Below are 21,640 nucleotides of genomic sequence, written 5' to 3'. Positions count from 1 at the left end.
TTTTTGCTGGTGCTCTTCCTTTACATTTTATCATAAAGTTCAGCATCTGTATCTATTTGTTCCTCAGGCTTTTCTCCGTCAAGGCCACAGCAAACGTCCCTGAAAGACTCGCTCATCAATGCCCAAAAAAAATAAAGCTGAAGCCCCGTAAGGCCTCAACTTCATTTTTACCGATTATTTAACTGCATCTTTCAATGCTTTACCTGGTTTGAATGCAGGGATTTTGCTTGCTTCGATTTGGATTTCTTCCCCAGTTTGAGGATTGCGTCCTTTACGAGCTGCACGATCACGAACTTCAAAATTACCAAAACCGATGACTTGAACTTTTTCACCGTCTTTTAATGCTTCTTGAATCACTTCAAATAATGCATCAACGCTTGCTGTAACATCCTTTTTAGTCAAGTTTGTTTTTCCAGCAACTCTTTCGATTAATTCAGCTTTGTTTGCCATGTTGTCCTTTCACCTCCTTTAAAGAAGAAGAATACATGCTTTCTTTGATAACACAACAAAACATGGAATAACTATTTTTGAGTGGTCCAAAAACAGTTCTGAAATACCGCAGTCCAATTGAAAAGATATTTCTAATAAAGAATATCACACAAACCGTGCTACTGCAACGATTATAGTGGATTTAATGCCTTCGGGAAGGTAATTTATTTTTTTTGTCGGGCAATCAAATGGAATGGTGTCCCTTCGAAATCAAACGAATCCCGAATTCTGTTTTCAAGGAAACGCTCATAAGAGAAATGCAGTAATTCCGGGTCGTTGACAAAAACAACAAATGTCGGCGGTTTTACGGCCACTTGCGTCATATAGTAAATCTTCAAACGACGGCCTTTGTCGGATGGCGTCGGATTGTGCGCGACAGCGTCCATCAGGACATCATTCAACAAGGATGAAGAAATACGGCGGTTTTGATTTTCGCTGATTTCCTTGATTTTAGCAGGAATATTGGACAATCGCTGTTTCGTTACAGCGGAAACATACATAATCGGTGCATAGGAAAGATACTGGAACTCTTTGCGGATTTTTTCCTCGAATTCCTTCATTGTATGATTGTCTTTTTCCAATGTATCCCATTTGTTCACGAGGATGATGATTCCTTTGCCTGCTTCATGCGCATATCCGGCAACTTTTTTGTCCTGCTCCTGGATGCCCTCTTCTGCATTCAGTACGACCATAACGATATCCGAACGCTCAATGGCACGGATGGCACGCATGACGCTATATTTTTCCGTGGACTCGTAGACTTTACCTTTTTTGCGGATTCCGGCTGTATCGATCATCCGGAATTTTGCACCTTCATCATCAACGAACATCGTATCGATAGCGTCACGTGTTGTGCCTGCAATGTTCGATACGATTACGCGCTCTTCTCCCAAAATGGCGTTCACCAAGGAAGATTTGCCTACATTCGGACGGCCTATAAAGCTGAAGTTGATGATGCCTTCTTCTTCCGCATTCTCTTCTTCTGATGGGAAATTCGCTACAACCGCATCCAGCAGATCTCCAAGACCTAAGCCGTGGCTACCAGATACAGGATAGGGTTCGCCTAATCCCAGACTGTAAAAATCGAATATTTCGGCGCGCATTTCCGGATTATCCACTTTGTTTACCGCCAATATGACAGGTTTATCTGATTGGTACAGGATTCTTGCGACGTTTTCATCTGCATCCGTCACGCCTTCCCTGACGCATGTCAAAAAGATGATGACGTCGGCCTCTTCGATCGCCACCTGCGCCTGCAATTTGATTTGGCTCATAAAAGGCTCATCCGTGATATCGATCCCGCCTGTATCGATGATATTGAATGTTTTGCCCAACCATTCTCCTTTTGCATAAATTCTGTCGCGTGTGACACCTGATACATCATCGACTATGGAAATTCTCTCTCCTGCCAGTCTATTGAATATTGTTGATTTCCCTACGTTTGGTCTGCCTACTATGGCCACTACTGGATTTGGCATCTAACCTCCGCCTTTCTTTTCCTCTACAACACAAAACTTTTTGGGTATTTGCTCACTGTGTATGGTTTTCTCAATGTTTTCGTCCATGTCAGTTATAACACACATCCGTCAATAATAACAACAAAAAAAGGGCATGGATGGAATTCCATGCCCTCACATGTTCATTTTCCTTGCTGATTAGGCTTCAGAATCGTCTTTCAAACCTGAAAGCTTGTCGCCTAATAAATCTGCTAATGTGAAGTTTCCGTCTGAATCGTCAGCAACATATTCTTCAGTTTTTTTCTCTTTTTTCTCTCTTTTCTCTTCAGCTGCAGGTGCTTCATTCACAGCTTTTTCTTCCAAAGCCTTGATGCTTAAAGATAGGCGTTGCTCATCTTCTTTTGCATCCAACACTTTGACTTGAATTTCTTGGCCTTCTTGCAGTACTTCATGCGGAGTCGCAATGTGTTGATGGGAAATTTGGGAAATGTGCACCAAACCTTCAACGCCAGGGAAAACTTCCACGAATGCACCAAAGCTTGTCAAACGTTTGACAACACCAGTCAATACAGCTCCGATAGGTGCTTTTTCAGCGATCGCATTCCAAGGACCAGCCAATGTGTCTTTGATGCTTAACGATACACGGCCATTTTCTTTGTCGATGGATAAAATTTTGACTTTGACGGCTTGGCCGATCACCAAAACGTCACCAGGATTCTTCACGTGCTCATGGGCAATTTGAGAGATGTGGACCAAACCATCCACGCCGCCTAAATCGACGAACGCACCGAAGTTGGTCAGACGAGCGACAGTTCCTTCGACAATGTCTCCGGCTACCAATTCGTCCATCAATTTGCCTTTATTGGCTTCTTTTTCTGTTTCCACAACCGCTTTATGCGATAAAATCAGGCGGTTTTCGCTAGGTTCAAGTTCAACAATCTTGAAGGTCATTACTTTACCTTTATAAGAACTGAAGTCTTCAACAAAATGGTCTTCTACCATTGAAGCCGGAACAAAACCTCTCACGCCGACATCAACGACCAATCCGCCTTTAACGACGTCTTTGACTGGCGCTTCGATGATTTCGTTGTTTTCGAATTTATCTTGGATATCTTTCCAAACGATTTTAGCATCAACGCGACGCTTCGAAAGTAAAAAGCTTCCATTTTCTTTATCTTTGATTTGTTTTATGACAACCAGATCCACAACGTCACCTACGTTTAGGATTTCTGTAACTTCGTCGAATGGTTTTGCAGATAATTCGTTGTAAGGAATAACCCCTTCAACCCCGCCCCCAATGATTCCTACGATGGCTTGTCTATCTTGGATGCTTAAAACTTCCCCCTTGACAGTATCGCCCACCTCAATGGATAATGCTTCATCCAACACATCTTGCATAGTCTGCTCAACATTATTGGACTCTTCTTCATTTAATTCTGGGTTTTCAATGTAATCTGACATGTAACTATTCCTCCTAAAAGTCTGCGGCAACCGATTGGCTAGTTCCCTTAACTCCCTCACCTTTCGGTTAAGAAATTAATCCTTGACTCTATATTTTTGAAAGCGTAATACTGCATACAATCATTCTAACATCTTTGCTTAAAATCGTCTAGTATTGTTAATCCAATGTTTGTAAGGGTTTTAGGTTCGCTTCGATAATGCCGAGAATCCTCTTCACCACTTCGTCGATTTCCAGGTGTGTTGAGTCCAAAACGATGGCATCATCCGCTTTTTTCAACGGTGAAATCGTCCGCGTGCTGTCCAAATGGTCGCGGCGCTTCATGTCCTCCGTCAGCTCTTCCAAAGAAGTGGTCATACCCTTCGCTGTGTTCTCTTTGTAGCGGCGCAGCGCTCTTTCTTCGGCTGTCGCTGTCATGAATATCTTAACCTCAGCATCAGGCAATACGACAGTACCGATGTCCCTGCCGTCCATAACGACGCCGCCGGACCGCGCGATACTTTTCTGGCGGGCAACCATCTCTTCACGCACTTTCGCGTACGATGAAATCAAGGAGACGTTTTGGGTCACCTGCTCCGATCTGATCGCTTCGGTCACGTCCTCCTCATTCAGGTAAACACGCTGCATTTCGTTTTCAGCAGTCGAAAAGGTTATCCTGATTCCTTGCAGCAACTTATGCAATGCTTCTTCATCATGGAGATCGCCTCCGGTGGATAAAGCTGCATAAGTCAATGCGCGGTACATCGCACCTGTGTCCAGATAAATGTAGCCCAACTTTTCCGCAACTTTCTTTGCGATGGTGCTTTTTCCGGCCGATGCTGGACCATCAATGGCAATATTCATTTTTTTCACAATAAACCTCCAACTTTGTTCTGTACGATTTCATCGAAAAAGCCGCCTTGTCAGACGGCTTTCGTTATTTAACTTTCAATGCCATACCGATTTGTGCTTCTGTGCTGCTCAACCCGTTGGCCTGCATCAATTCATCCAATGTCATCCCATGGTTCAGAGCGATCCGGTAAAGGTTGTCGCCTGCTTGGATGGTGTATGAATTGTTGTATACCCCGGTAGTCGTTTCCGGTTCTTTAACTGTTTCAACCGGTGTTTCGACCACTGCAGGCGCGGCGCTCGAACTTGGTGTTTCCGCAACCGAAGATTCAGGCTCCACTGTGCTCTCCACAACTTCGCTCGAAACTTCTTCTGAAGACGCTTCTTCACTGCTTTCAACGCTGGAGCTGGCCACTCGCTTGTTGATCATCACTTGTTCAGCACTCTTGGGTGCTGGAGTATTTTGATTCTGTTTGTTAAAATAGATGGTTGCAAAAGGAATAATCAGAATAGCCAAAAAGAGAAACAGCAATACTTTTAATAGAGGTGCTACTTCTTTATTTTTTGTATTTCTGGCCGAACGTGAATACTGCCGGCTCTTCAGATTTTCATCTTCGCCGAATTTACGTGACCATGGCTCTCCATTATTGCGATTGCGATTCTTTTTATCCATTCGGGTTCCTCCTATAAGTGATTCATGCTAATTGTAGCACATTTTCGCAATTTTTGGGTTAAATTTTATAAAAGAAAAAGGTCGGAAAGGATTTTTCGCCAATGCGGCGCTTCTGTTGTTGGAACCGTATTTCTCGACCTGAAGTCCCCAGCTGGCGTTGGATCATCGTCCCCGCAGCTATCACAGCAGTGTTCCGGTTTGCCGAGACTGTTTTTCCCGAAATAAGCGGAGATATAGTCACGTTTGCATGTGTCGGTTTCGGCAAATCCCTTCATGCTCTTCAGCAAGTTTTTCTTCAGATCGTGGCGGCCCGCGATAAAATGCTTCGCTTCCGCTTTAGTGAAATTTTGACGCAGGATATGCAACAACAAGGTGTGCTCGGTCGGACTCCCATATTCCGGATTGATCGCTTTATTTTTGAGGACACTTTCAATCGCATAATCGTTCGGAAAATCGCTTTGCAGCATCTTCACTTTAAAATTGAAGTCCGTTTCCGAATACAACAGTACCGCCGTGCTTTGTTGCCCGTCCCGCCCGGCTCTCCCGATTTCCTGCACATATTCCTCAAGCGAATTAGGCATATGGTAATGGATCACGTAGCGGATGTTCGGCTTATTGATTCCCATTCCGAATGCGCTGGTGGCGCAGATGACGTCCAATTCATCCTGAAGGAATTGATGCTGGATGGTGATCCGATCTTCATTTGTCCGGTCGGCATGATAGGCTTCCGCGCGCAAATTTGTTTTTTTGCGGATCATGAATGCTACAGCGTCAGCTTGTGCCTTACTGGAGAAGTAAATGATGCCCGGAGATGGATATTTCCCCAAAAGGTCCAGGAGGTACTCATTTTTCCCTTCTGGAGGCACTGCAGCGACTTTGTAGTATATATTAGCACGGTCGACCGGTCCCTCGAATACGTTCAAGTCATTCCCGTCGATATGCAGGGACCCGATGATATCGTCCATCACGGCCGGCGTCGCTGTCGCGGTGAGCGCCAATGTCAGAGGATTGCCCAATGCTCGCCTTGCTGCGCCCAAAAATAAATAATCGGAACGGAAATCCAAACCCCACTGGGAAATGCAATGCGCCTCATCGACCACAAACAAAGCGAGCGGGATCTGCTTGAGTTTGTTCAATACAACTTGGTTCTGCAGCATCTCGGGGGAAAGGAACAAAAACTTGATCTGATCCAGGTTGCTCAATAATCTTTGCCTTTCTTCGAACTGCAGCATGCTGTTCAATGACGCCGTCCTTTTTTCACCCATGAATTTCAGTTGGGCGACTTGATCTTCCATCAAAGACAACAGCGGCGAAACGATAACGACAATCCCCTCCAAAAGGTAGCCACTCAACTGGTATATCAAGGATTTCCCTGTTCCCGTCGGCAGAGTCGCCAATGTGTGCTTGCCTGCCAAAACGGATTGGACGGGCTCCAATTGCCCTTCCTTGAATGCCGTGTAGCCGAAATATTTCTGAAGTTCCGATTTCAATTGTGCTTCATCCATGTTTAGCAGCAACCTCACTTCTTATTTGTATCAAGCGGGACTCGAAAAAGTTGATTCCGGGAAATACTTTTTGGATTTCCCGGTAATCGACACGAACTTTGTGTTCCACGAGTTGTTGCAGATACTGCATTTTTTCCTTATCCAAAAATTCTTGCGTCGGAAATCCCGGATAGATCAGGGCGATTTCGGCGAAATGATCTTGGATCGTGCTCTGTTTCAATCCCCGCATCGAAATGATTTCCTCCATGCCATGTCCGTTCATGAAATAACGCATAGTCGTTTCAGCACTGGCCGAAGCCAAGCCGTTTTCCTTTATCGTCATCTGCCTGACCGAAGAAAGGACGGGGAATTTTTCCGGTTCTTTTTCCAATGCAGCATACAATCTCAGCCAATTTTGGTGCAGCAGTATTTTCACTTCGGCTTCCTCCAACGAGAACAGTCCGGCCATTTGACCGGTTGTTTTCCTCAAATGGCCAGCGCCTTCAAACTGAAGCGCAAAGAGCCCAGCATCCCTCTCAGGCAGCCGTGACAAGTAGATACCCCATTCCTCTCCATAAGCGCGCGCAAAAGTGGCGTTATCTCCGGAATGCTGCGTCAACAAGCGCTTCATCCAAAGTTGTTCCTTCGCTTCCCTCTCAATCGGATGATACTGTTTATTTTTGTGCAGCATTTCGGAAAGGATTTGGATCAGAAACAGCGTCCGGCGACGTAAAACGCCTTGAATGAGCGCAAATTCCATCTGGTTCCCGAGAGAAAAGTGTGCGTGACCGCTTAAAAAATCAGCTTTTTTCGCGCTTCCTGCTTCGGTGAGAAGAAAGCCCTCGCCATCATTGCCGCTGATCAAACCATCCGAAAGTAAACGCTTGAGGCCTTTTTTCAACACTGGCGGTTTCATGCCCGGCATGACGGTGAAATAGGCTTCCAGATCATATTGGCGGCACTGGAGCATGGTGGACACTGTCCGTTTGCCGATCAGGTTATAGAAAAGAGTCGCTTCCTTGATGGGGCGCTCGGTTGAAATGCAATCCAAAAAAAGATACTCTATGTATGTCAAATCTTTCATATCATCACCACCAAATTTTTGTAAAGAAGGTTACTGTATGTATTATACCAAAGTAAATCAGGATAACTGCATCGCTTGTGGACTTTGCCAAATAATTTCACCGGATCTCTTCGACTACACTTCCGAAGGGATAGCTTTCACCAAAATGGATTCGAATGAGGGAAACGCACCGATACCCCCCGAACGATTTGAAGCGTTTTTGGATGCCTACCGCAAATGCCCAACAGGTGCCATCTTGCGCTCAGAATCACCGTTCCCTCCAACGGAACGGAAATCCTGAACTTCTGAACGCTCCTTGCTTCAGTTCAATCCAAAAGAGGCTGCACCCGGAATCATCACTGATTCGGGTGCAGCCTCTTGAATTTGAAATATTCAGATCATTAATCGCAAATTATTACTGAGCAAACGGAACTTTGTTATGCGCCAGCCATGGTTTCAACTTTGGCATCACCAATAGGATGACTGCACTGACGACAAGTCCTTTGATGATATTGAAAGGCACTATGCCAGCCAATACCAGCTCTTTGACAGAACCCATTTCAAAATTCAACAGATACATGTATAACGGGGTGATGATGAACCAGTTGGCTACCGATAAGACAACCGTCAGAACCAAAGTACCCGTCAACAGCGCCAAAATGACGGCTGTTTTTGTTTTAGCTTTGTTCAATAGGTAGTAGACAGGTAACGTGTAAGAGAGCGTCGCCAACAGACTTGCGAAGTCTCCGATTGGATATCCCATATCCCCGCCTGTTTGAAGGTAGTGCAAAACGGATCGGATGACAGCGGAGATGATTCCGCCGGCTGGACCGTAAAGGAAAAATGAAAGCAGGATCGGTAAATCGCTGAAGTCGATCTTCAGATACGAAAATGCTGGAATTACCGGGAATGCGATGAACATCAGCACAAATGCCAATGCCCCAAATAGTGAAATACCGACCAATCTTTTTGTTTTGTTTTGTTGCATGTTAATGAATCCTCCCTGTTGACTGTCTCAGAGATGGGTTTCTCCAAATCCAAAAAGACTCTATTCTTATCATCCGCTAATGGACACATAAAAATAGAGCCTTTGAAATTGCAATCCAAAGAAACCCCATCTTCTTCCATCCAGACTGTACTGTCGGTACTGGAATTACACCAGTTCAGCCCGCAATGAACCATTGCGAGGTCGTGGACTTTTACCACCGGTCGGGAATTTCACCCTGCCCTGAAGACGAATCTTATTATATTTTGTTATACACAAACTATAAGCGATACACAAACGATTGTCAAGAATAATATCACAGTTTCGAGATAAATATTTTCAGACTATCTCTCGATCGCTTTCCTCAACTTGCGTGAAATGGAAAACGGGCCAAGAAAGTCGTCCCAACACCCGGTTCGCTATGGACTTCTATTTCCCCGTCATGAGCTTCCACGATTGTCTTTACGATCGAAAGCCCGATGCCGGTTCCTTTTTGTTTCGAGTAGGTCCGCGATTTGTCATTTTTGTAAAAACGCTCGAAAATGAAAGGCAAACTTTCCGCTTGGATACCGATGCCGTTATCGCTGATTTCAAAGACAACTTTATCCAACATGTCCTCCAAACGGACAGTGATATGGATGAATTTTTGCCTGCGCGTGCCGATTTCGGCTGAATAGCGTACCGCATTGTCGATCAGATTGTAAAATACCTGATTCATTTTCTCTTCATCAAATGGATAGGTTTTGATGCCATCATCCAATTCATAAGAGAATTGGATGGCAGCTTCTTTGAAACTGTTTTCGAACCTGCCCGCCAAGTGGTTGAAGAAAGTTGCGAGATCGACAGTTTGCCGGTTCAGTTCAATATACCCCGCTTGCATGCGCGACAGATCCAAAAGGTTGTTGACCATTTTGTTCATTTCGGTCGTTTCGTCCAAAATGATTTGGGCCATTTCAATTTTCTCGGCATTGCTTTCGGCGATGTTGTCGATAATGGCTTCGCTGTAACCTTTGATCATCTGCAACGGCGTCCGCAAGTCATGGGATACATTCGTGATGAAATCACCGCGGATAATATCCAACTGCCTTTCGTTCGTCACATCCTGCAACACAATCAGGACGCCAGCTGTTTTTTGCAGATCGGTTTGGATGACCGGAGTCACTTTTACGTTATAATGCCGCTGGGACCAACTGAGATCCGCTTCCGATCCGGCTGTTGTGGTGAAAGCGTGCTGGACCATTTCCTTGAACTGATGCGGTATCGCTTTAGCTTCTGCATCCGGATCCACCCTTCGCCAAAAATCCAAAAACTCTTGTCCAGGCCCGTTCACTAATTTCAGATGGAAATTTTGGTCAAAATAAAGGATGCCGGCCGGCAAAGAATCAAATAGATGATTCAACAGTTCCCGCTCCTCCCGGTTCATCAGCGTCGTGGCTTGGAGAGTCTTTCCTAGCTTGTTCATGGCGGTGCCCAATCCGGATATCTCATCATAGGATTCGAACGTGATCCGCTTGGAAAAATCATTCCGCGAGTATTTGAAGGCGATGTCCGTCATGACTTCCAATGGTTCGGCAACATTCCTGATAAGGTACTGGTAGTAAACGATTGTCCCCATGAGATAGACAGTCAGCAGCAACAATGTGATGCTTTTTGCGTTCAGTTCATAAGCCTGGAATTCATCCAGTTCATAATTGATGACGAGCATTCCGGCTTGCCCTTGCAATTCAAAAGTATGCACAAAAACCATCAAAAGCAAGGGATTATTTTCCTCGTCCTCTATGGTGATCCTGCTGAAATCATCCACGTTACTGTCGATCGCATCCAGAATTTCATCATTCGCCAGGATGTTCTCAAGAAGCGGCTCGGACTGCCCTTGCAGATCCGGGTTTTGTACGACAAAACGGCTCTGATCCCCTATTTTGATGAAATAGGACAATTCCGGATCCAACGATTGCGCAGTCTCAGCTTGGGTGAGATAAACCTCAGGATTGGTCATAACCGTATCTTTGTACGCTGTTATTTTCTCCTGCAGCAGTTTAGTATAGGTATCTTCGATGGAGTTCACACTGATGATTGCGTGGCCGATATACATCAAAGTCATGATGGTTACAGTCAAAAAAGTCACTAGTACCCATGATTTGAGGAATATGCTCGTCCTTTTCATTGTTTATCGTCTGCTGCTCGGTCATCATTCGGAGAAAATTTATAACCCATCCCCCAAACGGTCACTATCATTTTTGAAACAGCTTTCGATTGCTTCAACAGTTTTTCACGCAAGCGCTTGACATGCGTGTCGACCGTACGGAGATCACCGAAGAACTCATATTTCCAGACTTCCTTCAAAAGGACCTCTCTGGTAAAAATTTTCTCGGGGGACTTTGAAAGATAAAGAAGCAATTCAAATTCTTTGGGCGTCAAATTGATGGCAACCTCGTCAACCAGTACTTTTCTGGCATCCGGAAAAATCTTCAGCAGGGGATATTCGATTGTGCTCGATTCCGATTCTGAAGGCTTCGTCCGCTTCAAAATGGCAGCGACCCGCAACATGACTTCCCTTGGACTGAATGGCTTTACGATGTAGTCGTCCGCCCCTGATAGGAATCCCTCCACGCGATTGTTCTCTTCACCGCGGGCAGTGATCATCATGATCGGTATTTCTTTTTCCTTGCGGATAATTTTGGCCACTTCAATGCCGGTCATTCCAGGAAGCATGATATCCAACAATACCAAATCGTAATGATTGTTCAAAATCATTTCTACCGCTGTGGTTCCATCCTCTGCCTCGGCTGTTTCATAGCCATCCTTTTCCAGATAGAGTTTCAGCAATCTCCGGATACGTTCCTCGTCATCCACAATCAATATTTTCCCGCTGGAATTTGTCATCCTGATCATCCTTTCCGATTCGATAAAATTACTGCCTTTTTGATGCCTTTTCGTTTGCAAGAGCCAGGTTCTTCAGCTTCTCGATTTCAAACGCCTTCAGCTCTCGGTGTTGCCCCGGTTTCAGATCGCCGAGCGTAAGGAATCCAAAAGATTCCCTTTTCAGTTTTTCGACAGGGCAACCAATTTTTTCGAACATTATTTTGACTTGATGGTTCCAGCCTTCATGGATGGTCAATTCAACGATTGCTGTATTTTTTTGGGAATTGGCAGAAATCAACTTAGCCCGCGCTTTCGATGTTTTTTTGCCGTCGATTACGATTCCGTTCTCCAATTTATTCAGGTCGGAGCGCGTAGGGATGCACCCTACCTTGGCGACATAGGTTTTGTCGATGTGATATTTCGGATGGGTCAATAAGTTTGCAAACTCACCATCATTGGTCAAAAGAAGCAAGCCGGTCGTATCATAGTCCAATCTGCCGATCGGATAGATCCGCTCTTTCACATTGAAGAAATCAGTGACGACAGTCCGATCTTTATCATCTTTAACGGATGAGAGTGTATTCTTTGGTTTGTAGAACAAGTAGTAAACCGGCTGTTCACGATAGATGGGTAAGCCATTCACTTCCACTCTGTCGCTTTTTGATACTTTGACCCCTAATTCAGTTACCTTGTTTCCGTTTACGCTGACTGCACCGGAAGTGATCAGTTCTTCGGCTTTCCGCCTTGAAGCTATTCCTGCATGTGCAATGACTTTCTGTAATCTTTCCATTTATTCACCTATTATTCTTATTTGTTTTTGTCTGTCATTCTTGTTCCGATATGATGGAATCTTTCTTAAAAAAAGCAAGTTGGTTATCTGCATCTTCATCCGCAGGAAAATCAAAAAGATCGAAGGATTCATTATCCTGCATCTGGAATAATTCGTCCACATTCGGCAGATCATCAATTGTGGTCAATCCGAAATAATTCATGAAATAATCGGTTGTGCCGTATATGATCGGTCTTCCTGGTGTTTCGGAACGCCCGATTTCCTTTATCAGCCCTCTCAGCAACAGCCTTTGGACCAAGCCTGCCGACTGCACACCGCGGATCTGATCGATTTCCATCCGCGTCAAGGGTTGCTTGTAAGCGATGATCGCCAGCGTCTCCAGGGCAGCTTGTGACAAGTGGGTCGCGAAAGGCGAAACAGCGTACATTTTGATGAGTTCCGCATATTCCCGTTTCGTTGCGAGTTGGTATCTTTTGCGGGTTTCGATAAGCGTCAAACCAGAGTGGATGTTGTCGTTATGGCTCGCCCGCATTTCGGTCAACAAATTTTGCGCTTCCAATGGAGTGGTCTCCAACAGAGAGGTGATCTCGTCCATGCTCAAGCCATCATCCCCTGCCACAAACAGCAGACTCTCCAGTGCCCCTTTTTTATTCATTTGCTAAAACTCCCATATTGCGTAATATATAAATGTCTCCGTATATGTTCTCTTGCGAAAAATTGATTTTTCTTTCTTTGACCAATTCCAGCATCGCCAAAAATGTATTCACGATCTGCGACTTGGTCTGCACTTCAAAGAAAGCCGTAAAGGGAAGCCTCTGGTCAGAATCATGCGGCAGGTTCTCCAGCTTCTCCATGATCCAACTCATCGTCTGATCCACCGTATATTGGTCCTGTTCCATTCTGGCCTGAAGCGGCTTTTTCTTCTGCAGTTTCTGATACATTTTCTGGAGCGCGGCAATCAGATCCGCCGCAGAAACCTCGCCTGGAGCGAGCGGTACTGCTTGTTGGAGGTCCTCCAGATCCGTTGCCGGCTTTGTGAAATATAAGCCGCGTTCTTGTTCCATGGTTTTCAGTGCTTTGGCGGCTTCCTGGAATTGCTTGTATTCAACCAATTGTTGAATCAAGCTTTCCCTTGGATCCTCGCCCTCTTCATAAAACTCCTCTTCGAAGGCCACTTCTTTTTTCGGAAGCAGCATCCGGCTCTTTATCTCCAACAGCGTCGCAGCCATCAGCAGATAATCGCCGGCGATATCCAATTTCATCTCTTGCATCGTGTCCAAATAACGCAGATATTGAAAAGTCACTTCTGCAATCGGAATATCGAAAATATCGACTTTCAGCTCTTTGATCAAGTGCAGGAGGAGATCCAATGGTCCCTCAAAATCCGGCAATATGAGGGTGAGTTCATTTTGTTCACTCACAATGATCCACTCGTTTCCTCATCGTTTCGGTTCTGCTGCTTCTGGTTCCATTTGGCGATGAACGGCGCGGTTTCCAGTGTCCCGTTGATCGCGCTTGTTGGATAGTTTTGCTGCAAGCCATCCAACAACCGATGCACGATGCCTTCCTTCCGAAAAGAAGGCGAGACAGCGATATGACGAACCAACACCATTGCTTCATGTATTTGCACACCTATCAAAGCAACGATATTATCTGTCTCTTCATCTTTCCACAAGAATAGTTTTCTGTCGACATTTTCAATGTAGCTTTCCATTTCCGGCTTCAGCCTTGCTACATTTTTTAGATCTGTCACATAAGAAAGCAGTCCCATAGCTATTTTTTCACATGATTGATTATAAGAAATGAACACTTCGATCTCCTTCTCACTTTTTATTTACCCCTACAGCCGTTCTGCGATGCATCATTCTGAACGGCTGCGACTCTTCTCAGCAATGTTGTGCGAGAGAGTTGTTTTCATGACCCGTCCTAAAGTGCAGCCAAGACGTTCTTCAGCAAGGCTTTGAATGTTTCTTTGACTCGGGTTGTCGTTTCGACGACTTCTTCATGATTTAGGGTCGCTTGCATGCCTGAAGCTAAATTAGTTATACAGGAAACACCGAAAATGCGCAAACCTGCATGACGCGCTACTATGGCTTCCGGCACTGTGGACATGCCGACAGCGTCAGCACCCAGCACCCGGCACATACGGATTTCTGCTGGCGTTTCATAAGTCGGACCTGTCAGCCCAAGATAAACGCCTTCCTTCAGATCCAATCCCATCTCAGCAGCGACTTGTTTTATTTTCACTTGATATTCGGCATCGTAGGCTTGGCTCATATCCGTGAAACGAGGCCCCTGCTCGGGATCATTCGGGCCGATCAAGGGGTTTTGTCCAGTCAGATTGATGTGGTCCGTGATCAGCATCAGATCCCCAGGCGTGAAGGCATAACTGATGCCTCCAGCCGCATTTGTGAGCGCCAAGGAATGGATGCCCAGATGCTTCATTACCCTGATCGGAAAAGTGACCGCTTCAAGCCCGTAGCCTTCATAGAAATGAAAACGCCCTTGCATGGCGATGACTTTCTTCCCGCTTAGGTTGCCGTATACAAGTTGGCCTTTGTGACCTTCAACCGTTGATACAGGAAAATAAGGGATTTCCTCATAAGGGATTGCAATAGCGTCCGTTATCTCATCGGCCAATTCGCCCAAGCCTGAACCCAAAATCAACCCGAATTCAGGTTCCAATAAACCTTTTTCTTCCAAAAATTCGGCGGCTATCCGCACATTGTTTTGATCATTTGTCATATTCCCACACCTCACTAGTCCAATTCATCCAAAAAGCTGCGGCCGTTTTGAGTGGCGGCCACCCGAAAATTATCGGATACGGTCGCGCCGATATCCGCAAACTTGCCTTGATCCATCTTGCCCCGGCCTGCCATTTTTTTCGAATAAGCCAATAATGGGACATATTCGCGCGTATGATCTGTTCCCGGGAACGTTGGATCATTCCCGTGATCTGCGGTGATCAAGAGCAAATCATCATCCGCTAAAGCAGCCAAGATTTCCGGAATGCGCGCATCGAAGTCTTCGATTGCTTCAGCATAGCCTTTCACATCCCGGCGGTGTCCGAACAGAGCATCGAAATCGACCAAGTTCAAGAAGCTTAAGCCCCGGAAATCTTTTTCCATGACCGTAAGCAGCTGGTCGACGCCGTCCATGTTGCTTTTCGTGCGCACATATTCCGTAATGCCTTGGCCGTTGTAGATATCATTGATTTTGCCGATTGCGATGACATCGTAGCCGGCTTCCTTCAGATGATCCAACGTCGTTTGCCCGAACGGGTCCAAGGCGTAATCGTGCCGATTGCTTGTGCGGGTAAAATGGCCTGGAGTCCCGATGTACGGTCTGGCGATGATCCGCCCAATCATATATGGGTCCTTCAAAGTGATTTCTCTGACATATTCACAGATTGCATACAACTCTTCAAGCGGAATGATGTCTTCGTGTGCGGCAATCTGCAGCACCGGATCCGCCGAGGTGTAGACAATCAGATCACCGGTCTTCATTTGGTGTTCCCCGAACTCATCCAGTATTTCGGTCCCGCTTGCCGGCTTGTTCCCGACAATTTTCCGGCCTGTATGATTTTCGATTTTCTCGATCAATTCCTGCGGGAACCCTTCAGGGAAAACGCGGAATGGAGACTGGATGTTCAGCCCCATGATTTCCCAATGGCCTGTCATCGTATCTTTACCGACGGATTGCTCCTCGAGTTTTGTGTAGTAGCCGATGGATGCGCTGTCCGGCTTGACGCCGTTCAGATCGCGGATGTTGCCCAAACCCAACTTTTCCAAATTAGGAATTTTCAGCCCGGCAACTTCAGCGATATGCCCAAGCGTATCCGAGCCGACATCGCCGAACTTGTCTGCATCAGCAGCTTCGCCGATTCCGACTGAATCCATCACAATCAAATGGATGCGATTAAATTTCATGATTCTGTTCCTCCCTTATCCTCAGCGGACTTGATAGGCTATGCTTCAAGCACGAGGATGATACTTTTGATAGATTTCTGCCATTCTTTCTGTCGTGATGTGCGTATAGATCTGGGTTGTGGAAATATCAGCATGCCCCAACAGCTCCTGCACAATCCGCAGATCCGCTCCGTTTTCAAGAATATGCGTCGCAAAGGAATGGCGCAGCATATGCGGCGATACATTTTTTTTGATGCCGGCATCCCGCACGGTTTGCTTCAGGTTTTTCCAGATCCCTTGGCGGGTGAAGCCATTGCCATGGAAATTCAGGAACAGGAAGGCAGTCTCTTTCCTCCCGTGCGCCAAAGCCGGACGACTGTCCGACAAGTATTCCGCAATCCAGAAGGCGGCTTCCTCTCCCAAAGGCACGATTCTTTCTTTATCGCCTTTCCCGATCGTTTGGATAAACCCGATATCCAAATGGATTTCGCTCATCGTGATGTGGATGAGTTCGCTGACGCGAAGACCGGTGGCATACAATAGTTCCAATATGGCGCGATCCCGCAATCCCAGAACGGTTTTGACATCCGGAGCAGCCATCAAGCGTTCAATTTCATCCATCGAGAGCACTTTCGGCAACTTTTGCTGCTTTTTCGGCAGCTGGATGGTCACCATAGGATCGTTGGCGATCAATCCTTCTTGCTTCAAATATTGATGGAATCTCCGGAGACTCGTGATCATCCTGCCGATCGAGGCTGTCGCCAATTTTTCTTCATTCAAAAATTGAAGATACAAAAGCACATCCGGTTTGGTCACATCCCCGAATGCTTGAATCGCATTCTTTTCCAAAAAATGGCTGTATTTTCTGAGGTCCCGCTGATAACTGATGATTGTATTATCGGACAACCCGCGCTCTATCCTCAAATAACGCCCATATGCACTGATTTCTTCTTCCATAATCCTTTAACCCATTTCATCCTTTGAGGCTATTTATTCCTCAGTTTTTGTTGGCAGTCCCGGCAGATGCCATGGAAAGTCAAACGGTGGTCTTTTACCACGAATTGATAGCGGGATTCGACATCTTTTTCGACTTCACCCAGCAGATCCTCGTGTATTTCCTCGATGTTTCCGCATTCGATGCACAAAAGGTGATGATGGAAATGTTCATTGCTTGTCCTTCTTAAATCGTAGCGGGATAAGCCATCCTCAAACACTACTTTGTACGTGATGTTCAGTTCAGTCAAAATCTCCAAAGTTCGGTAGACCGTCGCAAGTCCGATATCAGGGTGTTTAAGCCGCAACAGCAGGAAAATCTCTTCCGCACTCAGATGCTCCTTTTCCTTTTCCAGCAGCACGCTGACAGTCGCTTCCCGTTGTGGAGTGAGCTTGAATCCTGCCTCTTGCAATTGTTTTTTGATGGTGTTTAATGACAATTCCGTCACTGCTGTCGGCTCCTTTGAGGACAGGCTGAAGAACCTAATCCTTTTTGATTAATTTTGTGTGTCCATCTTCTTGGATGATCAGTCTGGCCTTCAACAAATGGCCCAAAGCTCTTTTGAACTGCGCTTTGCTGATGCCGAAGTATTCTTTGATTGCTTCCGGATCACTCTTGTCCCAATAAGGCAAGCTGTTTGTAGGGCTCTGCTCCAACAGCACCAAAATCATGGCTGCATCCTCACTGATCGCTTCATGAGCGCGCGGTTTCAAGGAAAGGTTCAGCATACCGTGTTGACTGATGCCGACGACTCGCCCACTGACCACTTCACCCAAGCGCGGTTCAATCTCCCGCTCGGATGGGTGGATGAACCCGATGTAATCATCGTCCGTCAAGATGAAGGTCCCTATTAATTTCAAACGGAAGACGGTTCCGGTAATGTCTTTGTTTTTCAATTCCTCACCCGGAGTACGGGAAATGGAACGGAATACCGGTTCGTCGGCGATGATGCCCCACAGACGATCTTTGCTGTCCTGCTCCAGAGCGATCAGTAGTCGGTCTCCCTTTTTCGGCCAGAGCGATTTGATGTCGGGCAAGTTATCCAATGAAACAACAATTTCTTTGTCGTCCAGGCCGATGTCAACAAACACGCCCAAGTCTTTCCGGACAGCGACAACTGTTCCCCAACCATATTGGCCCACTTGGCTCGCTGGCTCTTTTAGGGTCATGCGAAGCTGCTTGTTCATCCCTTCGTACACAAATCCTTTGACAGTGTCACCTAATTGCAATGCCGTTTCTGACTCTTCTTTATCCAATCTGTAGGTGATGCCGTCTTTCTGAACGAAGACACTTTTTTCGTTCTCGTCCACGATCACACCTGTGATGATTGTACCCAGTACTTTACTCATATTTCTCCTCCAGACGGTCTTTCCGTCGCTGTATTTCTTCCATTTTATCATATCACAAAATGATTTCCAAAGCGTCGTTGTTGTGAGCTTGTTATATTTGTGATATTTATGATATATATGCATTTTATCCCATCGGTTTGCGGAATCCGAGGGCAGATTATGCTTAAGCAAAGCAAATGGGTCCGAGACTCTCGTCCCAGACCCAAAGATGCTCTCTAATTTAGTTAAGCTTAGATAGTAGTAGTTGCACCACGGTAGATGATGCCGCGACGAGAATCGATCGTGATCAATTCGTTGTCTTGCACTAATGTAGTCACATTTTCTGCTCCTACGATTACCGGAATGCCGCTTGCGATACCGACTACAGCAGCATGACTTGTCAAGCCGCCAGCTTCAACGATTACCGCTGCAGCTTTTGCAAATGCAGGTGTGTAGTCTTTATCAGAGTTCTTCAACACTAAGATGCAGTCCTCTGTCACTTTAGCGATTGCTTCTTCAGCTGAAAGAGCCACGACAGCTTTACCGATGACAGATTTGTCGCCGATACCTTGGCCGGAAGTCAATTTCGTTCCGATCAATTGGATCTTCATCAAGTTTGTAGTGCCGCGTTCGCCTACTGGAACGCCGGCAGTGATGATGATCAAGTCGCCTTCTTTAGCAAAGTTTTGCTCTTTAGCTACTTTAGTTGCCAATTCCATCATTTCATCAGTTGAATCCGGTTTTTCAGTAACGAATGGATAAACACCCCATGAAAGAGCCAATCCACGTCTTTGACGTTCCGAGAATGTAACCGCCACGATATGTGCTTTTGGACGGTATTTGGAAATCATGCGCGCTGTATGTCCAGACTCAGTAGCGGCAACGATTGTTTGAATGTTAAGATTGCGTGCAGTATGTCCAACCGATTGACCGATTGCTTCAGCCATATCCGTGTTGCTGTATGCTTTCAAAGCAAATGCGTCTTGTCCAACGATCGCTTCTTCCGTACGGATAGCAATTGTAGCCATTGTCGTAACAGCTTCAACCGGGTAATCACCAGCAGCAGTTTCTCCGGATAGCATAACTGCATCTGTTCCGTCGAAGATAGCGTTGGCAACGTCTCCTGCTTCAGCACGTGTAGGACGTGGGTTGCGTTGCATAGAATCAAGCATTTGTGTTGCTGTAATGACTGGTTTGCCTAAAGCGTTACATTTTTTGATCAACATTTTTTGTGCGATAGGAACTTCTTCAGTAGGGATTTCTACTCCTAAGTCACCACGGGCAACCATCAAACCTTGAGAAACTTTCAAGATTTCATCGATGTTATCAAGACCTTCTTGGTTTTCGATTTTAGGGATGATTTGGATGTGGGTTGCGTTATGTTTTTCCAAAATTTCAGTGATAGCCAATACATCACTTGCGCGACGCACGAAGCTTGCTGCGATGAAATCAACGTCATTTTCGATACCGAAGATGATATCGTCAGCATCTTTTTGTGTAAGACCAGGGAAGTTTGTTTTGATACCAGGTAGATTGACACCTTTTTTGTTTTTCAGGATGCCTGAGTTTTTGATCAAAGTAACAATTTCATTGTTCTCTTTGTCAAGCTCAATCACTTCAAGGTCAATCAAGCCATCATCCAATAAGATGTGGTTTCCGACAACAACATCGTTGATCAATTCTGGGTAAGTGATAGAGAATTTATCTTTCGTACCCTCAACTTCTGTCATGGAGATTCTTACTGTTTCGCCGGTGATCAACGACACGATGCCGTCCTTCATGTTGTTTGTACGGATTTCAGGCCCTTTTGTATCCAAAAGGATAGCGCACATTTTACCTGTGATTTTTGATGCTTCGCGGATGTTGACGATACGAGCGCCATGTTCTTCAAAGTCTCCGTGCGAGAAGTTCAAGCGGGCAACGTTCATGCCTGCGTTCATCAATTTAACGAGTGTTTCTACAGATTCACTGGCAGGCCCGATCGTACATACAATTTTTGTCTTTTTCATAGAAAATAAGCACCTCATTTTATATTTTGTAAAACGTGATCAACTTTTGGTTAGAAAGAAATTTCTTTGTTGATTTGGTAAAGCGACAATAATGGCAAGTGTTTTTGGTTCTCAAGTGTGTCGATGATATCGTTGAAAACAACTTCATCGCCCTTGACGCCTACACAGAGTCCGCCTTTGCCTTCTTCCAACATTTTAACGGCATTGTAACCGAAGATACTTCCCAATACGCGATCCTTCGCTGATGGGGATCCGCCTCGTTGCACGTGGCCCAAAACAGTGACGCGTGTGTGGAATTCTTCGAATTTGGAAAGTTTCTCCGCAAATTCATTTCCTGACATTACGCCTTCAGCCAACATGATGATCGTATGTTTTTTGCCGCGCGCTCTGCCTTCCTGGATTTCAGCAACTACTTCTTCCATTGTAAATTCTTTCTCGGGAATGACGATGGATTCAGCGCCACTGCCGATACCAGTCCATAAAGCGATGTCGCCGGCATTTCTGCCCATTACTTCAACAACGAATGTACGGATATGGCTTGTTGCCGTATCTCTGATTTTGTCCACAGAGTCCAATACTGTATTGATCGCAGTATCAAAACCAAGCGTGTAATCCGTTCCTGGAATATCGTTATCGATTGTTCCTGGAATACCGATTGTCGGGAAGCCTAACTTAGTAAGCGCTGCTCCTCCACGGTAGGATCCATCTCCCCCGATTACGATCAGGCCATCGATGCCGAATTTCTTCAACTGCTCGATCCCTTTAAGCTGTCCTTCGAGTTTTGCGAACTCCGGATAGCGGGCAGAATATAAAATTGTGCCCCCACGGCTGATTGTGTCTCCGACGTCGTCGATCGTCAAACGACGGAAATCTCCTGCTACCATACCTGCATAGCCATAATTGATGCCATATACTTCTAAACCGTCATAAATGCCTTTGCGCACAACGGCGCGAATGGCGGCATTCATTCCTGGTGCATCTCCACCACTTGTTAATACTGCAATACGTTTCATTAGACTTCACCTCATCAATAAAGTTAAAAACTCTCAATTTCCAAAAAAATCCATGCATTAAATATTTTTTGAATTTGTCCTTCACTATCTTATCATCTTTTTATGAAAATGTCTTTTAATTTCACGTTTTTTTGATTGTTAAAAAAGAAACAATGAAAAATAATGGCTTCTTGTCCGGAATATAGCCACATTTGGGCAAATTGTTATTACTACCGCCCGTATTCAACTAATCCGATACAGACAGGCTCAACCAAAACGGCTGAACTAGTCTGGGCAGCTTTGGCTTTTATGAAAACAG

The 21,640-nt window shown here is 45.5% G+C and carries 22 protein-coding genes and 1 riboswitch; of the genes, 1 reads left to right on the top strand and 21 read right to left on the bottom strand.

The features are described from left to right. Positions 1–174: 174 nt before the first annotated feature. The 7 genes from ACKPBX_RS13775 to ACKPBX_RS13745 all read right to left on the bottom strand — a co-directional run bounded on the left by ACKPBX_RS13775 (position 175) and on the right by ACKPBX_RS13745 (position 7,474). Positions 175–450, bottom strand: a complete 276-nt coding sequence (locus ACKPBX_RS13775) for a non-specific DNA-binding protein Hbs (protein ID WP_068560639.1) — start codon at positions 448–450, stop codon at positions 175–177. Positions 451–653: 203 nt separating this feature from the next. Further along, on the bottom strand, positions 654–1,967 hold the full coding sequence (gene der, locus ACKPBX_RS13770; protein ID WP_086628049.1) for a ribosome biogenesis GTPase Der: 1,314 nt from the start codon (positions 1,965–1,967) through the stop codon (positions 654–656). Between the two features lie 177 nt (positions 1,968–2,144). Continuing rightward, positions 2,145–3,407: a 30S ribosomal protein S1 gene (gene rpsA / locus ACKPBX_RS13765; protein ID WP_319995640.1), complete on the bottom strand. Its 1,263-nt coding sequence runs from the start codon at positions 3,405–3,407 to the stop codon at positions 2,145–2,147. Positions 3,408–3,564: 157 nt separating this feature from the next. Next, positions 3,565–4,260: a (d)CMP kinase gene (gene cmk, locus ACKPBX_RS13760; RefSeq protein WP_319996440.1), complete on the bottom strand. Its 696-nt coding sequence runs from the start codon at positions 4,258–4,260 to the stop codon at positions 3,565–3,567. Between the two features lie 61 nt (positions 4,261–4,321). Continuing rightward, entirely contained in the window at positions 4,322–4,906 is a 585-nt protein-coding gene (locus tag ACKPBX_RS13755; RefSeq protein WP_319995639.1) for a LysM peptidoglycan-binding domain-containing protein, read from the bottom strand. Between the two features lie 65 nt (positions 4,907–4,971). Then, positions 4,972–6,411 carry a RecQ family ATP-dependent DNA helicase gene (locus ACKPBX_RS13750; protein ID WP_319995638.1) on the bottom strand — a complete coding sequence of 480 codons (1,440 nt, stop codon included), beginning with the start codon at positions 6,409–6,411 and terminating at the stop codon, positions 4,972–4,974. Next, entirely contained in the window at positions 6,404–7,474 is a 1,071-nt protein-coding gene (locus ACKPBX_RS13745) for a helix-turn-helix domain-containing protein (RefSeq protein ID WP_319995637.1), read from the bottom strand. The genes ACKPBX_RS13750 and ACKPBX_RS13745 overlap by 8 nt, the downstream gene beginning before the upstream one ends. A gap of 37 nt (positions 7,475–7,511) precedes the next feature. On the opposite strand from ACKPBX_RS13745, the gene ACKPBX_RS13740 reads away from it, so the two are divergent. Then, positions 7,512–7,754 carry a ferredoxin gene (locus tag ACKPBX_RS13740; RefSeq protein WP_086628055.1) on the top strand — a complete coding sequence of 81 codons (243 nt, stop codon included), beginning with the start codon at positions 7,512–7,514 and terminating at the stop codon, positions 7,752–7,754. 114 nt (positions 7,755–7,868) lie between these two features. On the opposite strand, the gene ACKPBX_RS13735 is transcribed toward ACKPBX_RS13740, so the two are convergent. The 14 genes from ACKPBX_RS13735 to pfkA all read right to left on the bottom strand — a co-directional run bounded on the left by ACKPBX_RS13735 (position 7,869) and on the right by pfkA (position 21,342). Beyond that, a complete protein-coding gene (locus tag ACKPBX_RS13735) occupies positions 7,869–8,441 on the bottom strand; it encodes an ECF transporter S component (RefSeq protein ID WP_086628056.1) in 573 nt (190 codons plus the stop codon). A 124-nt stretch (positions 8,442–8,565) separates the two neighbouring features. Further along, a riboswitch (FMN riboswitch) is annotated at positions 8,566–8,693 on the bottom strand. Between the two features lie 109 nt (positions 8,694–8,802). Next, positions 8,803–10,602, bottom strand: coding sequence for a sensor histidine kinase (locus tag ACKPBX_RS13730; RefSeq protein WP_140185860.1), 1,800 nt, complete (start codon positions 10,600–10,602; stop codon positions 8,803–8,805). Continuing rightward, on the bottom strand, positions 10,599–11,321 hold the full coding sequence (locus ACKPBX_RS13725) for a response regulator transcription factor (protein WP_086628058.1): 723 nt from the start codon (positions 11,319–11,321) through the stop codon (positions 10,599–10,601). The genes ACKPBX_RS13730 and ACKPBX_RS13725 overlap by 4 nt, the downstream gene beginning before the upstream one ends. Positions 11,322–11,349: 28 nt before the next feature. Continuing rightward, positions 11,350–12,090, bottom strand: coding sequence for a pseudouridine synthase (locus ACKPBX_RS13720; protein ID WP_086628059.1), 741 nt, complete (start codon positions 12,088–12,090; stop codon positions 11,350–11,352). 34 nt (positions 12,091–12,124) lie between these two features. After that, complete coding sequence (gene scpB, locus ACKPBX_RS13715; RefSeq protein ID WP_119093021.1) at positions 12,125–12,745, bottom strand: SMC-Scp complex subunit ScpB; 621 nt, start codon at positions 12,743–12,745, stop codon at positions 12,125–12,127. Continuing rightward, the gene (locus ACKPBX_RS13710; RefSeq protein ID WP_086628061.1) at positions 12,738–13,511 is read right to left on the bottom strand and encodes a segregation/condensation protein A; all 774 of its coding nucleotides are present in this window, start codon (positions 13,509–13,511) and stop codon (positions 12,738–12,740) included. The genes scpB and ACKPBX_RS13710 overlap by 8 nt, the downstream gene beginning before the upstream one ends. Further along, the gene (locus ACKPBX_RS13705; RefSeq protein WP_233442738.1) at positions 13,508–13,900 is read right to left on the bottom strand and encodes a GNAT family N-acetyltransferase; all 393 of its coding nucleotides are present in this window, start codon (positions 13,898–13,900) and stop codon (positions 13,508–13,510) included. The genes ACKPBX_RS13710 and ACKPBX_RS13705 overlap by 4 nt, the downstream gene beginning before the upstream one ends. A 116-nt stretch (positions 13,901–14,016) precedes the next feature. Further along, entirely contained in the window at positions 14,017–14,835 is an 819-nt protein-coding gene (locus tag ACKPBX_RS13700; protein ID WP_086628062.1) for a purine-nucleoside phosphorylase, read from the bottom strand. Positions 14,836–14,849: 14 nt separating this feature from the next. Next, on the bottom strand, positions 14,850–16,019 hold the full coding sequence (deoB, locus tag ACKPBX_RS13695; protein WP_086628063.1) for a phosphopentomutase: 1,170 nt from the start codon (positions 16,017–16,019) through the stop codon (positions 14,850–14,852). A gap of 45 nt (positions 16,020–16,064) precedes the next feature. Beyond that, the gene (gene xerD / locus ACKPBX_RS13690) at positions 16,065–16,955 is read right to left on the bottom strand and encodes a site-specific tyrosine recombinase XerD (RefSeq protein ID WP_086628064.1); all 891 of its coding nucleotides are present in this window, start codon (positions 16,953–16,955) and stop codon (positions 16,065–16,067) included. 29 nt (positions 16,956–16,984) lie between these two features. Continuing rightward, on the bottom strand, positions 16,985–17,440 hold the full coding sequence (gene fur, locus ACKPBX_RS13685) for a ferric iron uptake transcriptional regulator (protein WP_086628065.1): 456 nt from the start codon (positions 17,438–17,440) through the stop codon (positions 16,985–16,987). A gap of 34 nt (positions 17,441–17,474) precedes the next feature. Beyond that, positions 17,475–18,341, bottom strand: coding sequence for a CvfB family protein (locus ACKPBX_RS13680; protein WP_086628066.1), 867 nt, complete (start codon positions 18,339–18,341; stop codon positions 17,475–17,477). 230 nt (positions 18,342–18,571) lie between these two features. Further along, positions 18,572–20,329, bottom strand: coding sequence for a pyruvate kinase (gene pyk / locus ACKPBX_RS13675; RefSeq protein WP_119093023.1), 1,758 nt, complete (start codon positions 20,327–20,329; stop codon positions 18,572–18,574). A gap of 50 nt (positions 20,330–20,379) precedes the next feature. After that, on the bottom strand, positions 20,380–21,342 hold the full coding sequence (gene pfkA, locus ACKPBX_RS13670; RefSeq protein ID WP_119093024.1) for a 6-phosphofructokinase: 963 nt from the start codon (positions 21,340–21,342) through the stop codon (positions 20,380–20,382). Positions 21,343–21,640: the final 298 nt, after the last annotated feature.

The organism is Trichococcus shcherbakoviae (genome assembly GCF_963666195.1).
In the GTDB taxonomy this organism is placed as follows: Bacteria; Bacillota; Bacilli; order Lactobacillales; family Aerococcaceae; genus Trichococcus; species Trichococcus shcherbakoviae.
Note: the sequence above shows the minus strand (reverse complement) of the source record. Positions and strands in the feature narration are given on the sequence as shown.

Coding starts and splice junctions, on each gene's coding strand:
- ACKPBX_RS13720 (WP_086628059.1), bottom strand. CDS start 12,090: ATGGAAAGATTACAGAAAGTCATTGCACATGCAGGAATAGCTTCAAGG.
- ACKPBX_RS13750 (WP_319995638.1), bottom strand. CDS start 6,411: ATGGATGAAGCACAATTGAAATCGGAACTTCAGAAATATTTCGGCTAC.
- deoB (WP_086628063.1), bottom strand. CDS start 16,019: ATGAAATTTAATCGCATCCATTTGATTGTGATGGATTCAGTCGGAATC.
- ACKPBX_RS13725 (WP_086628058.1), bottom strand. CDS start 11,321: ATGACAAATTCCAGCGGGAAAATATTGATTGTGGATGACGAGGAACGT.
- rpsA (WP_319995640.1), bottom strand. CDS start 3,407: ATGTCAGATTACATTGAAAACCCAGAATTAAATGAAGAAGAGTCCAAT.
- der (WP_086628049.1), bottom strand. CDS start 1,967: ATGCCAAATCCAGTAGTGGCCATAGTAGGCAGACCAAACGTAGGGAAA.
- ACKPBX_RS13740 (WP_086628055.1), top strand. CDS start 7,512: ATGTATTATACCAAAGTAAATCAGGATAACTGCATCGCTTGTGGACTT.
- ACKPBX_RS13730 (WP_140185860.1), bottom strand. CDS start 10,602: ATGAAAAGGACGAGCATATTCCTCAAATCATGGGTACTAGTGACTTTT.
- ACKPBX_RS13700 (WP_086628062.1), bottom strand. CDS start 14,835: ATGACAAATGATCAAAACAATGTGCGGATAGCCGCCGAATTTTTGGAA.
- ACKPBX_RS13680 (WP_086628066.1), bottom strand. CDS start 18,341: ATGAGTAAAGTACTGGGTACAATCATCACAGGTGTGATCGTGGACGAG.
- xerD (WP_086628064.1), bottom strand. CDS start 16,955: ATGGAAGAAGAAATCAGTGCATATGGGCGTTATTTGAGGATAGAGCGC.
- ACKPBX_RS13745 (WP_319995637.1), bottom strand. CDS start 7,474: ATGAAAGATTTGACATACATAGAGTATCTTTTTTTGGATTGCATTTCA.
- pyk (WP_119093023.1), bottom strand. CDS start 20,329: ATGAAAAAGACAAAAATTGTATGTACGATCGGGCCTGCCAGTGAATCT.
- ACKPBX_RS13735 (WP_086628056.1), bottom strand. CDS start 8,441: ATGCAACAAAACAAAACAAAAAGATTGGTCGGTATTTCACTATTTGGG.
- scpB (WP_119093021.1), bottom strand. CDS start 12,745: ATGAATAAAAAAGGGGCACTGGAGAGTCTGCTGTTTGTGGCAGGGGAT.
- pfkA (WP_119093024.1), bottom strand. CDS start 21,342: ATGAAACGTATTGCAGTATTAACAAGTGGTGGAGATGCACCAGGAATG.
- ACKPBX_RS13775 (WP_068560639.1), bottom strand. CDS start 450: ATGGCAAACAAAGCTGAATTAATCGAAAGAGTTGCTGGAAAAACAAAC.
- ACKPBX_RS13755 (WP_319995639.1), bottom strand. CDS start 4,906: ATGGATAAAAAGAATCGCAATCGCAATAATGGAGAGCCATGGTCACGT.